This window comes from Streptomyces sp. NPDC032472 (genome assembly GCF_040636955.1).
Taxonomy (GTDB): Bacteria; Actinomycetota; Actinomycetes; order Streptomycetales; family Streptomycetaceae; genus Streptomyces.
The window spans coordinates 21,090-35,225 of record NZ_JBEZVK010000067.1 but is presented as its reverse complement, the minus strand read 5'-3'; the positions used below and the strand labels follow the sequence as shown (position 1 = coordinate 35,225).

Here is a 14,136-nt window from a genome sequence, read left to right as displayed (position 1 = left end):
AGCCCAGGGGCCCGGCGCCCACCCCCAGGCGCCCCCCGGGGGGCCCCCCACCGCTCTCAGGGCGACGCCGGGGAGGTGGGGAGGGGTGTGCGCCGCCCCGAGGGACTCAGCGGCAGGCGCGCCCGTCGTTGATGCAGCGCACCGCGTTCGACATGAGGCCGTTCGACATGACGTTGATGAAGTCGCCGTGGTCGGTCACCGGCTTGTGCAGCTGTTCGGGGAAGCTGTCCACGGCGAACCGGGCACCCGGCGGCACGCTGTAGACGATCCTCTGCACCAGCTGCGGGATGGCCTTGAAGCCGGCCTTGCAGGAGCCGTCCTTCCCGGCGAAGGCGACGTGGGTGCGGTGGTTGGCGCTGTCGATGTTGCGGCCGTCCCAGCAGCTCTGGAAGGTGAACGTGCGCACCACGTCGCTGCCCTTGGGGCACACGGGGTACTTGTCCTTCAGCTGCCGGTTCTCGAAGCCGGTGCAGCTCCACGAGGCGTTGGCGTTGCCGGGCCCGTTGGTGAAGGACTTCGCGTCGCCCGTGATGATCCGCAGGAACCGGGGCATGGCCGTGACCTTGGAGGTGGGGTTGCCCTTGAACTCGATGGTGACCTGCTTGGGCTTCAGGATCGTGCCGACGTTGGCGTCCTGTCCGCCACCGGGCGCCTTCGCGTCGCGTTCGGCGCGGCCGTCGCGCAGCCGCAGCACCGGCCAGTAGTACGTGGACTGGTCGCCGTTGGTACAGGTGGTCCCGGAGGCGGCCAGGCTGTTGTTGGTGGAGAAGGCGTCGGTGGTCTTGTTGCCGACGTAGTCGTGCATGTGGTGGGCGCCGTTGCTCACGCCGGGCGCCACGATCACGTTGTCCGGGTTGAAGTGGCCGTTCTCGTTGCGGCCGCAGTTCACGGCGAAGGATCCCTTGGAGGCGTTGGCGCGCGCCGCCGGGGTGCGGACGTTCGGCTTCACCGTCCCGATCGCGACGAAGTCGCTGCGCGCCGGGCCGCCCTTGGCCTGCTGGGAGCCGCCCGCCTGCTGCGGTGCGGCGGCGGCCGCGCCCTGCCCGGCCGCGCCCTGTGCGCCGGCCGCGGCGGCGGGGTCGTCCGCCGGGTCGGCGGCCGCGGCCTGCTTCAGTTTGCAGGAGCTCATCCCGTCCAGGCCGGCGGGGCGGGAGCCGGCCTTGCCGATGGCGTCGCCGATCGCGGATATGGTCTTGCCGCGCTGGTCCTTCAGGCCGCCGAGCAGGGCGTCGCCCTTGGCCCGGCCCGTGGAGAGCTTCTGGTAGGCGTCCGCGACCTGGGTGTCGAGCTGGGCGAGGTTCTTGTCGACCTCGCCCTTGGCCTGGTCGGGGACGTCGCGCAGCTTGTCGCCCACGTCGGGGCAGTCGATGGTGGCGGTCACCGGCGCCGTACGGGAGTCCTGCCCGGCGAAGGCGCCCTGGGCGACGAACACGACCCCGCCGCCGCCCAGGACCAGGGCGGACACCGTGGCGAGGACCTTGTGCGACGTCCGCAGACGGCGTTTGTGGCCCTTTTGACTCATGCGATCACTTCACTTCGTCGGTCGGGGAAGGGTGGAGGAGGCGGGGACGGGGACCGGGGCGCCGGGCGAGCCCGGCGCGGCGGGCGCGGTGTCCGCGAGTCCGTCGAAGTCGACCAGGCCGCTGGCCTCGAGGACCGAGATGTGGTCGAGGACGGTGGCGTTGGCGTCCGTGGCCAGCGCCCTGACCATGGAGTTGCGGGTCTGGGCGCGGATCTGTGCCACGAGGGTGAAGACCTTGCCGTGCGCCCGGCGCAGCAGCTGGATGAACAGCTGCTCGTACTGGGGGCCTTGGGCGGTGTCGAGCTGGGCGAGCCAGGCCTGCTGCTGCGGGCTGGGCTGGTTGGGCAGGTCCATGCCGAGGGCCTGGCCCACTTCGAGGACGCGCCGGTCCAGTTCGGTGTGGCCTTCGACGAGGTGCTCGCCGGCGGTGCGGACCGCGGGGCGCTTGCCGCGCTGCTGGGCCTGGCGGCCCGCGGGCAGCTCCCACAGTCCGGCGAGCCGCACCTTGCGGACGAAGTCCCGGTCCTGGGCGGTCAGCGGCCCGAAGGCGGTGCTGATGGTGCCGAGTCCGTCGTCGTCCGCCGCCGGGGCGATGGCCGCGGCGGCGGTTCTGCCGCCGAACTTCTGCACGGGGATGAGCAACGCGATCAGGGTGAAGGCGAGGGCGCCGATGACGGCGACCGTGGCCAACACGTGACGCGAAGCCACCGACATGCCGCCGAGGGCCGACCGACGGAATGACAGCACTGTGCCTCCTTGCTTCAGGGCCGGGAGGGGCTGCAGGGGCAAGAGCTCCGGCAGTTGTGCCGTGTGCACCCGCGCTCCCCGGGTGGCACGGGACGCTAGTGCCAGTTGTGGTGCCGGTTTGGAAGGACCATCACGAATGGACAAACATCCGGGCAACCACTCGAAAGGCTGGTACTGTGCCCCGGCCTGCTACAGCGGCCTGCTACAGCGGCCTGCTACAGCGGCCTGCTCAGCGACCAGCTGCGGCGACCGGCTACAGCGGCTTGGTGCGCGCGATGAGCAGGGCGACGTCGTCGCGGTCGTCGGGCTGGCGCAGCCGCCCCAGCAGCAGGTCGCAGGTCTCCTCCAGGGCGCGCCGCGGATCGTCCAGCAGCACGGTGAGGGCCTCAAGGCGGGTGTCGATGTCCTGGTCCCGGGTCTCGACCAGACCGTCCGTGTACAGGACCAGCTGGTCCCCCACCTCCAGGTCGAGGGCGGTGGCCTCGAACGGCACCCCGCCCACGCCCAGCGGCGCTCCGGTCGGCAGGTCCAGCAGTTCCGGCTCCTGGCCCGGGCGGGTCCGTACGGGCGGAAGGTGTCCGGCGGTGGCGATGCGGCAGCGGCCCCGGTGCGGGTCGTACACGGCGATGACGCAGGTGGCCATGGTGTGGCCGAGACCGGTGGTGGTGTGGTCCAGGCGGGTCAGCACCGCGGCGGGGTCGAGGTCGAGTTCGGCCAGGGTGCGGGCGGCGGTGCGCAGTTGGCCCATGGTGGCGGCTGCGTTGATGCCGCTGCCCATGACGTCGCCGACGACGAGGGCGGTCTTGTCGTCGGGCAGCGGGATGACGTCGAACCAGTCGCCGCCGACCTCCCCGGCGGTCGTGGCGGGCTGGTAGCGGTAGGCGATCTCCAGCCCGGGCGTCGGCGTCGGGTGGTGCGGCAGCAGGTGGCGCTGGAGGGTGAGGGCCGCGTGGCGCTGCTTCTGGTACCAGCGGGCGTTGTCGATGCAGACGGCGGCGCGGGCGGCGAGCTCGCCGGCGAGCATGACGTCGTCCTGGTCGAACGGGAGCGGATTGACGGTGCGTTGCAGACCGAGGGCGCCGATGACCTCGCCGCGGGCGATGAGCGGCACCGCCAGGTACGAGTGGAGGCCGGCCTCGGCGAGGAGGGCGGCGGCCTCGGCGTCGCGCGCGATGCGGGAGAGGTCCTGCGGTCCGACGTGGGCCAGCAGCATGGGGCGGCCGGTGCGGACGCACTGGGTGACCACGCGGGTGGCGTCGTAGCGGGCGAGCGAGCCGACCGGGTCGGCGGCGCGCGTCGCGGGGGTGGGGCGGGCGGCCTTGATGGCCAGGGCCCGGAACTGCACGGTCTCGCCGGCGGCGACGCCGGGCGGGTGGTCCCCGACGAGGACCGCGTCGAGGACGTCCACGGTGGCCAGGTCGGCGAGCTGCGGTACGGCGATGTCGCCGAGCTCTCGGGCGGTGACGCCGAGGTCGAGGGTGGTGCCGATGCGGACGGAGGCGTCGGCGATCAGGGCGAGCCGCTGGCGGGCGAGGGCCACGGCGAGGGAGGTCTTGTGCTGCTCGGTGACGTCGACGATGGAGGCGGCGATGCCGATGGGCCGCCCGGCCCAGTCCTCGAGCCGGTAGAAGGAGACCGACCAGGCGTGGTCCTGGTCGGGGTCGGCGGGCGTGCGGCCGGTGGTGAACTGGTTCAGCCGGGGTACGCCGCTGATCAGGACCTCGCGCATGGCCGCCTCGAGGGAGGCGACGTCCAGGTGCGGGAGGGCCTCGTGGACCTGGCGCCCCACGTGCTCGGCGGCCCGGAGGCCGTTGATGCGTTCGAGTGCTGGGTTGACCAGGACGTAGCGCAGGTCGGTGTCCAGGACGGCGAGGCCGATCGGGGACTGGGCGACCAGGCGCATCGACAGCGCCAGGTCGCGTTCCAGGCGCTGCAGGGTGGCCTGGTCGGAGGCGATGCCGAGGGCGTAGAGCCGGCCCTCCTGGTCCTCCAGGCGCATGTTGCGGAACTCCGCCAGACGGGTGCTGCCGTCCTTGCGCAGGACCGGGAAGACCCCGGCCCACGGGCCGCCGCCGGACATCACCTTCTGGAAGAGGGAGAGGACGATGTCCAGGTGCTGTTCGTCGACGAGCAGGCTGGCCGCGAACCGGCCCAGCGCCTCCTGGGCCGTGTAGCCGAAGAGCTCCTCGGCCTGCGGGCTCCACAGGGCGATCCGCCCCTCCGCGTCGAGGACCACCGCCGCGACGCCGAGGACGTCCAGCAGGCCCGGCCCGGTGGCGGGGCCCTCGGCCTCCGGATCCGCACCGGCCGGGACGTCGTTCGCCGTACTCATGCCGACCGCTCCTTCCCGTCCGCCGCCGAAGGGGCGGTGCGTCGGCCGCTCGCTGCCGCCCGGTCGGCCCGGGCGGCCCGGTCCGCGCGCTCCGGGCGCATCCCATCCTCCCCCCACCGGCGGGGAGCGGCATTATGACCGCCCGCCGATTCGGCCGTACGACGGATCATGTACGGCCGGGTGCCGGGCGGGGGATGGGCGAGGGCCCGGGGTGCGGTGTATCCAGGGGGCATGGACCACCGGCTGTCGTACCCGAGTCGCCGCCGCGTCGGCGAGCCGAGCCGGGCGCTGCTGTCGGTTCCGTTCGTCCTGATCGCGGTCGTCACCGCGGTGGACATGGCCGCGCCGCCCGACGTGCACCTGGGTCCGTTCCTGGTGGCGGCGCCTGCCGTGACGGCCTCCTTCGCGGGGCCGCGCATGACCGGCTTCGTCGGGGTGGTGGCCGTGGCGGCGCAGGCGGCGGTCGCCGGCGCGCGCACCACACTGACCGATCTCAACCACACCTTCCAGATCATCGCCCTGGTGCTGATCTCGATCTTCGTCACCTTCTTCGCACACCTGCGCGAGGTGCACGAGAGGCAGCTGACCCAGCTGCGGTCGGTCGCCGAGGCCGCCCAGCAGGTGGTGCTGCGGCCCCTGCGGGACCGGATGGGCCCGCTGCGGCTGGCCGCGGTGTACCTGGCCGCCGAGGCCGAGGCGCAGATCGGCGGCGATCTGTACGCCGCCACCCGCACCGCACAGGGCACCCGGCTGATCATCGGGGACGTGCGGGGCAAGGGTCTGGAGGCGGTCGGGGACGCCGCGCTGGTGCTGGGTGCCTTCCGGGCCGCCGCCCACCACGACGTGGACCTGCCGGCGCTGGTCGACCATCTGGAGGGCGCGGTCGTCACGGACCCCGACTCCGATGCGGGTCCCGGCGGGGACCAGGACGGCCCGCCGGGCGAGGCGTTCACCACGGCGGCGGTGCTCGACGTCCCCGACGCGGAGAGGACCGTGCACCTGATCAGCTGCGGCCACCCGCCGCCGCTGCTGCTGCGCGGCGGTCGGGCCGTCCCGCTGGAGGTGGACCGGCCGGGGCCGCCGTTGGGCCTGTCGGCCCTCGCGGGCTCGGGTTTCACCGCCCAGGCGTTCCCCTTCGAGCCGGGCGACATGATCCTGCTGTACACGGACGGTGTGATCGAGGCCCGCGACGCGGCCGGCGTCTTCTACCCGCTGCAGGAGCGCGCCGCCGACTGGCCGGGCGACGGCCCGGAGGCGCTGCTGCGCCATCTGTGCCGGGACCTGCTCGCCCACTCCCCCGGCGGCCGCCTCGGCGACGACGCGGCGATCGTCGCGATCGAGCGCGTCGGCTGAGCGGCGCCGCCGTCCGCGTGGCGTGTCGGCCAGTTGTCCGGATATGAGCTCGTTCGCGAGGAGCATACGGGCCGACCTCCGGGATGATTCGCCCGGGCCCGTGCCTACAACAAGGTGGTGAGGCAACCCACTTCACGGAAAGGACACGGCTCTACGTGAACCTCACCCGCCTCGCGCCGGTGCTCGCCGCCGCCGGCCTCCTCGCCACCGCCCTCCCCGTACTGTCCGCCCCACCGGCGTCCGCCGCGCAGGAGTCCGCCGCGTCGCAGACCGCCGAGTACACCCCCGGGACACCGCAGTGGCACCGCTGCAGCCCGGAGCAGCCGGCCGCGTACGAGTGCGCGACCCTGAAGGTGCCGCTCGACTACCGCCGGCCCCAGGGGCGCACGATCGACCTCGCCATATCCCGGATGAAGAGCGAGAACCCGGCCAAGCGGCACGGTGCGATGCTGTTCAACCCGGGCGGGCCGGGCGGCTCGGGCCTCGATCTGCCGTTGATGTTCAACGAGTTGATTCCCAAGGACGTGCGCGACCGGTACGACCTGGTCGGCTTCGACCCGCGCGGCGTCGGCTCCAGCAGCCCGATCACCTGCGGTCTGAACGACACCGAGCAGAACATCGACCGCCCGTACAGGGAGGAGACGTTCGCAGCGGACGTGGAGTGGGCGCGCACGGTCGCCGAGAAGTGCCGCGAGAGGTCCGGCCAGGTGCTGCCGTTCATCACCACCCGCAACACGGCGCGCGACATGGACGCGATCCGCGCCGCGCTGGGCGAGAAGAAGATCTCGTACGTGGGCTACTCGTACGGGACGTACCTGGGGGCCGTCTACTCCCAGATGTTCCCCTCCCGCACCGACCGCTTCGTGCTGGACAGCGGCGTCGACCCGCAGCGCGCCTGGCGCGGCATGATCCAGGTGTGGGCGAGCGAGGCGGAGCCCGCGTTCACTCGGTGGACGCAGTGGACGGCCGAGCGCAACGGAGAGTTCGGGCTGGGCGACACCCCGGCCGCGGTGTCGAAGACGTTCTGGGACCTGGTGGCGCGCGCGGACCGGGAGCCGATCGAGTTCGAGGGGCAGAAGTTCACGGGCGACATGATCCGCACCGCGCGGCCGCTGTTCTTCTACCCGGCGCAGGCGGCCCCGGTCGTCAAAGCACTGAAGGACGCGGCCGACGGCAAGCCCGGCGCCCCGCTCTCCGCGGAGCAGCGCCGGCTCCTGAAGCCCGCGGCCGAGCCGGCGACGGACAACGGGACGGCCGTGTTCCTGTCCGTGATCTGCGGTGACGTGGAGTGGCCGCGCTACCCGGAGCAGTACGCCCGGGAGGCGGCCCGGGACAAGGCCCGGTACCCCCTCTACGGGGACTTCGCGTCCAACATCAAGCCGTGCGCCTACTGGCAGCGGCCCGTCGAGCCCGTGACGCAGATGAAGACCCGGGCGGACGTGCTCACCGTGCAGAACGAGTGGGACTCCCAGACCCCGCTGACGAGTGGTCAGGGCCTGCACCGCGCGCTCAAGGGCTCGCGGATGGTGCTGGCGATGGGCGGTGAGGGCCACGGCGTGTACCTCTTCGACGGCGCGTCCTGCGCCAACGCCCCGGTCAACGACTACCTGGCCTCGGGCCGGCTGCCCGCCGCGGACGTGACCTGCCGTACGGTCCCGGGCGCCAAGGAGCGGCGCGCGGACCTGGTGCCCTCGTCGCCGCAGCGCTTCCCGGGCGGCCGCCCCGACCGGTTCTGACCGGTAGCGCAGCCCCCGGCCGGGCCCGCACTCCGCATGGGGTGCGGGCCCTCGGCATGCCGCAGGGTCGGACAGGCCCTACGCCCGGCGGGCCGCCCGGGCCAGCAGGCCCGCGAGCAGGACCTCCAGCGTCTCGCGCAGGGTCGCGCCGAATTCCAGGCGCAGGACGGCCAGCGCCGGGTCCGCCTCATACGCCGCGAGCATGGCCGGCGAGGGGTGGGCGTGGGTCCAGACGGATCCGGTGACCATCACGGCGCCCGCCACGAATCGGAAGGCGTCCTCCTCCCCCAGCTCGGGCAGGTGCGCGGCGAGGCTGCCGGCCAGGGCGGTGGCGTTGGCGATGACGCCCCGCTTGTACCGCACGGCCACCTCGGTGGAGACGTTGCGCTCCAGCACGGCGGCCTGGGCGCTGATCAGGTCGCACAGGACGGGTCGCTCCTCCAGGCACTGCGTCACGCAGGCGGCGATCCGCTCGGGCCGCTCCTGGGCGGGCGCGCCCTCCAGGGCCTCGGCGAGGGCCGCGTCGAGCCGGCCGACGAGCTCACGGGAGGCGGCGTCGAGCAGTTCGAGCAGGATCTCCTCGCGCGACTCGAAGTAGCGCAGCACGTTGGACTTGGCCAGGCCCACCCGGCGGGCGAGCTCGTTCAGGCTCACCTGCGCCACGGGCATCTCCGCCAGCATCGCGGCCGCCGTGTCGAGGATCGCCTGGCGCCGGACGGCGCGCTGCTCCTCGTTGCGGGCGCGCTGGAACTTCACAGGCAGGGTCACCCCGCCAGCCTACAGACCTGCGGTCTGTTGTTATCAGACCAGCGGTCTGCTACGTTCGGGACGCATCAGCAGACCACCGGTCTCTTATTTCTCCGCCGAGGAGCACGCCATGTACGCCGTTCCCGACCAGTCCGGAAAGCTCGCCGTCGTCACCGGCGCCAACAGCGGTACGGGCAAGGAGGCCGCGCGCCGGCTCGCCGAGGCGGGCGCCCGGGTCGTGCTGGCCGTCCGTACGCCCGCCAAGGGCGAGCAGGCCCGCGCGGAGATCCTCGCCCGGCACCCGCAGGCGCAGCTGGAGGTGCGGCGCGTCGACCTGGCCGACCTGGCCTCGGTCGCCGCGTTCGCCGACGGGCTGCTCGCCGACGCCGTACCACTGGACCTGCTGGTCAACAACGCCGGCGTGATGGCCCCGCCGCGCCGGATGACCACCGCGGACGGCTTCGAGCTGCAGTTCGGCAGCAACTTCCTCGGCCCGCTCGCCCTGACCGTCCGGCTGCTGCCCGCGCTGCTCGCCGCCCCCGCGCCGCGGGTGGCCACCATGAGCAGCATCATGGCCCACCTCGGCCGGATCGACTTCGGCGACCTGCAGTGGGAGCGGCGGCGCTACCAGCCCATGCTCAGCTACGCCCAGTCCAAGCTGGCCGACCTGATGATGGCCCGGCACCTGAGCGAGCTGGCGGCCGAGCGCGGCTGGGCGCTGCGCAGCACGGCCGCCCACCCCGGCTACACGCGCACCAACCTCCTGACCGCGGGCGCCAGCCTGGCCACCGGCCGGCCCTCGCGGCTGCACCGCCTGACCAGTGCGGTGGACTTCCTGCCCAAGCAGGAGGTCGGCACCGGCGCGGAACCGCTGCTGTACGCGGCCACGAGCACGGACGCCGCCCCCGGCGGCTACTACGGCCCCGACGGCCTGTTCGAGCTCACCGGACCCACCACCACGGCCCGGATCGCCCGCGGGGCGCTGGACCGGGAGGCGTGCGCCCGGCTGTGGGCCGCCGCGGAGCACCTCACCGGCGTCGAGGCCGCCTCGGTCGGCTGACCGTATCGGAGCCGCCGGAGCCGCCGCTGCCACCCTCGGGCCCGGCCGAGCCCGCCACCGCCGCGCGGCGGGCGGCGGCCGGGCCGCTGCGCAGCGGCGTCAGCAGCCCCGCCGCCGCGATCAGCAGGCAGAACACCCCGCCCGCCACGCTGACCGCGGGCACGCCCCAGCGCGCGGCCAGCACCGTGAGCGCGGCCGCCCCCACCGGGCCCGAGGCGTTGTGCACCGTCCAGAAGGCGGAGGTGACGCGCCCGAGCAGCGGGTCGGGGGTGACTTCCTGGCGCATCGTCATGGAGCAGACGCCGCCGAGGGTCAGCCCGAACATGGACACGGCGGCCAATACGGCGATCACCGCGATGCTGCGGCTGAGCCCGATCCCGGCGACGGCAAGGCCGATCAGCGCGACCGCACCCAGCCAGCAGACGCCGAACCCGAACCTCCGGCGCAGCCGCGCGGCCGTGGCGGCCGCGCCGACCACACCGAGCCCGCTGACGGCGATGACCGAGCCGACGACCGTCGCGTCCCGGCCCAGATCGTGCTGGACCCGGTAGACGAGCAGGTCGGTGGCGCCCATGGTCACGAACGTCAGCAGCGTCAGCAGCACGGTCAGCGGGCGCAGCAGCGGGTGCGCCCACAGGAAGCGGAAGCCGACCACGAACACCTCCCGCAGCCGGCCCGCCCCGCCGCCCCCGGATTCCTCCTGCGCCCCGGAGCCGGTTCCGGTTCCCGCGTCCCGCCGCCCGAAGGACACCCAGCGCAGACTGACGGCGGAGACCAGGAAGGTCGCCCCGTCCACCCCCAGCGCCCAGTCCCCGCCCACCCCCGCGGTGAGGAACCCCGCCAGCACCGGCCCGAAGAGCGTGCCGACGGCGAAGGTGCCCATCAGCCGCCCGTTGGCCGCGGCGAGCTCCTCCGTGGCCACCAGGTTCGCCACGGCCGTCACATACGCCACGTCGAAGAGGGTCTTGAGCGCGGTGACCACGGCCGTGAGCACGTAGAGCACCCAGATCCGCGGCCCGGCGAGCCAGATGAAGGGCACCGCGCCCAGCAGCAGGGCCCGTCCGAGATCGCAGCCGATCATCAGACGGCGCCGGTCCGAGCGGTCCACCACGTACCCGGCGAACAGGCCCGTGCCGATGCCCGTGGCCCCGATCACGACGGTGATCAGGCCCATCTGCACGAGGGACCCGGTCGCCTCCAGGACGAGCAGCGGCAGGGCGAGGTACGAGATCGAGCCGCCGAGGACGGACAGCGCCTGGCCGAGCCAGAACACGGTGAAGTCCCGGTTCCGCCACAGCGAGGAGCGCTCAGGCGCCGGCGGCACCCCTCAGCCCAGCAGGGCGTAGACGGTCGACGCCGTCGCGGCCGGCTCGTGGGCCCCCTCCGGGGTCATGGTGATGTCCGCGAAGGCCATCCGCTTGCCGAGCTTGGTCACGCGCACGTCGATCAGCACGTCCGCGCCGACCACGGGCCGCTGGAAGCTCGTCGACTGCTGGACGGTGGTCATCGGCCCGTAGCCGCCGCGCGCCGCCGAGACGGCGATGACGGTGGCGGTGTCGGCAGCGGCCATCAGGGCCTGGCCGGACAGGCCGCCGCCGTCCCGGGCGAGCGCATCGGACCACGGCAGCCGCAGGACGGCGTGCCGCTCGCCGGTCTCCTCGACGGTCAGGCCGAGGGCGAGCACCCAGGGGGCGAAGTTGTCCTTCAGGACCATGTCTGCATCTGCCGGTGTCAGAGTCACCCGGAGATTGTGGCGGCCCGCCCGGGCCGCCACAACACCTTTGCTCTTTCAGGCAGTACGCGGCGTACGCGCTGTATGCGCCGTACGCGCACGCAGCCTCAGAGCGACGCGGCCAGTTCCGTGCCCTGGCGGATGGCCCGCTTGGCGTCCAGCTCGGCGGCGACGTCGGCGCCGCCGATCAGGTGCGCCTCGACGCCGGCCGCGCGCAGCGCCTCGTACAGGTCGCGGCGCGGGTCCTGGCCGGTGCAGAGCACGACCGTGTCGGCGGGGACGAGGCGCTGCTCGCCGTCGACGGTGATGTGCAGGCCCTCGTCGTCGATGCGGTCGTACGTGGCGCCTGCGACGGAGACGACGCCGCGGTGCTTGAGCTCGGCGCGGTGGATCCAGCCGGTGGTGGTGCCGAGGCCGGCGCCGACCTTGGTGGCCTTGCGCTGGAGCAGGTGCACCCGGCGCGGGGAGGCGGGCCGCTCGGGGGCGGTCAGGCCGCCGGGGCCGGCGTACGAGGTGTCCACGCCCCAGTGGCGGAAGTACACGGCGGGGTCCTGGGAGGCGCCCTCTCCGCTGTCGGTGAGGAACTCGGCGACGTCGAAGCCGATGCCGCCGGCGCCGACGACGGCGACGCGCTCGCCGACGGGGGCGCCGTCGCGCAGCACGTCGAGGTAGCCGACGACGTTCCCGTGGTCGACGCCCTCGATGTCGGGGGTGCGCGGGGTGACGCCGGTGGCGACGACGACCTCGTCGTAGCCCTTGAGGAGCTCGGTGTCGGCGAGGGTGTTCAGCCGGACCTCGACGCCGCGCTCGGCGAGCTGGGTGCCGAAGTAGCGGATGGTCTCCTCGAACTCCTCCTTGCCCGGGATGCGGCGGGCGACGTCGAGCTGTCCGCCGATGTGGCCGGAGGCCTCGAAGAGGGTGACCTTGTGGCCGCGTTCGGCGGCGGTGACGGCGCAGGCCAGGCCGGCCGGGCCGGCGCCGACGACGGCGACGCTCTTGGCGAGCCGGGTCGGCGACAGGACGAGCTCGGTCTCGTGGCAGGCGCGGGGGTTGACCAGGCAGCTGGTGATCTTGCCGCTGAAGGTGTGGTCGAGGCAGGCCTGGTTGCAGCCGATGCAGGTGTTGATGTGCTGGGGGCGGCCGGCGGCGGCCTTGGCCACGAAGTCGGCGTCGGCGAGGAAGGGGCGGGCCATGGACACCAGGTCGGCGCGGCCCTCGGCGAGGATCTCCTCGGCCTTCTCGGGGGTGTTGATGCGGTTGCTGGTGACCAGGGGGACGGAGACCGCGCCCATCAGGCGCTGGGTGACCCACGTGTACGCGCCGCGCGGGACGGAGGTGGCGATGGTGGGGATGCGGGCCTCGTGCCAGCCGATGCCGGTGTTGATGATGGTGGCGCCGGCCGCCTCGATCTCCTTGGCGAGCCGGACGACCTCCTCCAGGGTGGAGCCGCCCGGCACCAGGTCCAGCATGGACAGGCGGTAGATCAGGATGAAGTCCGGGCCGACGGCCTCGCGGGTGCGGCGGACGATCTCCAGGGGGAAGCGGACGCGGTTCTCGTACGAGCCGCCCCAGCGGTCCTCGCGGCGGTTGGTGGCGGCGGCGATGAACTCGTTGATGAGGTAGCCCTCGGAGCCCATGATCTCCACGCCGTCGTAGCCGGCGAGCTTGGCCAGGCGCGCGGCGCGGACGAAGTCCTCGACGGTCTGCTCGACCTCGGCGTCGGTGAGCTCGTTCGGGACGAAGGGGCTGATGGGGGCCTGGAGGGCGCTGGGGGCGACGAGGTCCTTGTGGTACGCGTACCGGCCGAAGTGGAGGATCTGCATCGCGATCTTCCCGCCCTCGGCGTGCACGGCCTCGGTGATCTGCCGGTGCTCGGCGGCCTCCTCCTCGGTGGTGAGGCGGGACCCGCCCTCGAAGGGGCGGCCGGCGTCGTTGGGGGCTATGCCGCCGGTGACGATGAGGCCGACGCCGCCGCGGGCACGCTCGGCGTAGAACGCGGCCAGCCGCTCGAAGCCGCGCTCGTGCTCCTCCAGGCCGGTGTGCATCGAGCCCATGACCACGCGGTTCGGCAGGGTGGTGAAGCCGAGGTCCAGGGGGCTCAGCAGGTGGGGGTACCGGCTCTGGGTCATGGGGGCGCCTCCTCGCGCGGGGGTGGATGCCCCTGTTCTAGCGACCGGGACCCGGTTATGCAACAAGGTGCATAACCGCAGGCGGGCCGCCCGACCGCTTTGCCCCGCAACGACGGGCCCGCGCCCGCCGCGGCTGTGGCACAGTTCACGCCGGACGGGCCGGCCGGGTGAAGCCGGCCTGAAGGGTGTGGAGGGTGACGGTGGCCCCGCCGAGCATCTCGGCCTTCGCCCGCAGCGCCCTGACGGCCGCCGGGCCCGGACGGCCGTACACGTCGATCGACCGCAGACGGATGTACGGGGCGAACTCCCGGAACCTCGGCCCGCCGATCTCCATGTGGTACTCCATGGACTCCGTGTCCGGATGGACGGCCACCACGGACATGGTGGATCCGGCTTCGTCGATGTAGCAGCCGTAGGCCTGCAGGCGCGGCTCGTGCGCCTCGATGAACGCGGCGAGCCCGCGCATCAACTCCCTGACCTCCCCGACCTTCCCCTCCAGGATGTCGGACCGGTCGACGTAGTGGATGGGTTCCGCCATGCCCCGAAGCTACCGCCGGCCGCCCGTGCCCCCGCCGCGACGCGCGGGCCCTTCGCTCCGGCTCCCCGGGGCACGGGCGTGCCCTTCGAAGCCGAGCTCCGGCCAATCCAACCTCACCCCGCCTTCGAAGCCGAGGTCCGGCACATCCAGCCTCGCCGGCGTTTGAGGCGCGGGTCCGGGCAGAGCCCGGTGCCCGGCGGAGCCGGGTTCCCCGGTCCCCGCTGCGCGGAGCGATCCCCT

At 73.3% G+C, this 14,136-nt stretch carries 11 protein-coding genes; 3 read left to right on the top strand and 8 right to left on the bottom strand.

What is annotated here, in order from left to right:
* Window positions 1-106: 106 nt before the first annotated feature.
* The 3 genes from AB0F11_RS30940 to AB0F11_RS30930 all read right to left on the bottom strand — a co-directional run bounded on the left by AB0F11_RS30940 (window position 107) and on the right by AB0F11_RS30930 (window position 4,601).
* Entirely contained in the window at window positions 107-1,522 is a 1,416-nt protein-coding gene (locus tag AB0F11_RS30940) for a DUF1996 domain-containing protein (protein ID WP_362180755.1), read from the bottom strand.
* Window positions 1,523-1,531: 9 nt separating this feature from the next.
* Window positions 1,532-2,269: a DUF4142 domain-containing protein gene (locus tag AB0F11_RS30935; RefSeq protein ID WP_362180752.1), complete on the bottom strand. Its 738-nt coding sequence runs from the start codon at window positions 2,267-2,269 to the stop codon at window positions 1,532-1,534.
* 253 nt (window positions 2,270-2,522) lie between these two features.
* A complete protein-coding gene (locus AB0F11_RS30930) occupies window positions 2,523-4,601 on the bottom strand; it encodes a SpoIIE family protein phosphatase (protein ID WP_362180749.1) in 2,079 nt (692 codons plus the stop codon).
* Between the two features lie 231 nt (window positions 4,602-4,832).
* Between AB0F11_RS30930 and AB0F11_RS30925 the strand changes: the two genes are divergently transcribed.
* Window positions 4,833-5,954 (top strand): PP2C family protein-serine/threonine phosphatase, encoded by a 1,122-nt coding sequence (locus AB0F11_RS30925; protein WP_362180747.1) that lies wholly within the window; start codon window positions 4,833-4,835, stop codon window positions 5,952-5,954.
* A 155-nt stretch (window positions 5,955-6,109) separates the two neighbouring features.
* Window positions 6,110-7,690: an alpha/beta hydrolase gene (locus AB0F11_RS30920; protein ID WP_362180744.1), complete on the top strand. Its 1,581-nt coding sequence runs from the start codon at window positions 6,110-6,112 to the stop codon at window positions 7,688-7,690.
* A 78-nt stretch (window positions 7,691-7,768) separates the two neighbouring features.
* Here the strand turns inward: AB0F11_RS30920 and AB0F11_RS30915 are convergent, their stop codons facing one another.
* Window positions 7,769-8,452 carry a TetR family transcriptional regulator gene (locus AB0F11_RS30915; protein WP_362180765.1) on the bottom strand — a complete coding sequence of 228 codons (684 nt, stop codon included), beginning with the start codon at window positions 8,450-8,452 and terminating at the stop codon, window positions 7,769-7,771.
* A 115-nt stretch (window positions 8,453-8,567) separates the two neighbouring features.
* Here AB0F11_RS30915 and AB0F11_RS30910 point away from each other — a divergent pair, with 115 nt between their 5' ends.
* Entirely contained in the window at window positions 8,568-9,497 is a 930-nt protein-coding gene (locus tag AB0F11_RS30910; RefSeq protein ID WP_362180742.1) for an SDR family oxidoreductase, read from the top strand.
* Here AB0F11_RS30910 and AB0F11_RS30905 read toward each other — a convergent pair.
* The 4 genes from AB0F11_RS30905 to AB0F11_RS30890 all read right to left on the bottom strand — a co-directional run bounded on the left by AB0F11_RS30905 (window position 9,466) and on the right by AB0F11_RS30890 (window position 13,896).
* The gene (locus tag AB0F11_RS30905; protein ID WP_362180739.1) at window positions 9,466-10,821 is read right to left on the bottom strand and encodes an MFS transporter; all 1,356 of its coding nucleotides are present in this window, start codon (window positions 10,819-10,821) and stop codon (window positions 9,466-9,468) included. The two genes, AB0F11_RS30910 and AB0F11_RS30905, sit on opposite strands and share 32 nt — an antisense overlap.
* A 3-nt stretch (window positions 10,822-10,824) precedes the next feature.
* Window positions 10,825-11,238 carry a PaaI family thioesterase gene (locus AB0F11_RS30900; protein WP_362180737.1) on the bottom strand — a complete coding sequence of 138 codons (414 nt, stop codon included), beginning with the start codon at window positions 11,236-11,238 and terminating at the stop codon, window positions 10,825-10,827.
* Window positions 11,239-11,336: 98 nt separating this feature from the next.
* The gene (locus AB0F11_RS30895; RefSeq protein WP_362180734.1) at window positions 11,337-13,358 is read right to left on the bottom strand and encodes an NADPH-dependent 2,4-dienoyl-CoA reductase; all 2,022 of its coding nucleotides are present in this window, start codon (window positions 13,356-13,358) and stop codon (window positions 11,337-11,339) included.
* 145 nt (window positions 13,359-13,503) lie between these two features.
* Window positions 13,504-13,896 carry a hypothetical protein gene (locus AB0F11_RS30890; RefSeq protein ID WP_362180731.1) on the bottom strand — a complete coding sequence of 131 codons (393 nt, stop codon included), beginning with the start codon at window positions 13,894-13,896 and terminating at the stop codon, window positions 13,504-13,506.
* Between the last annotated feature and the right edge of the window lie 240 nt (window positions 13,897-14,136).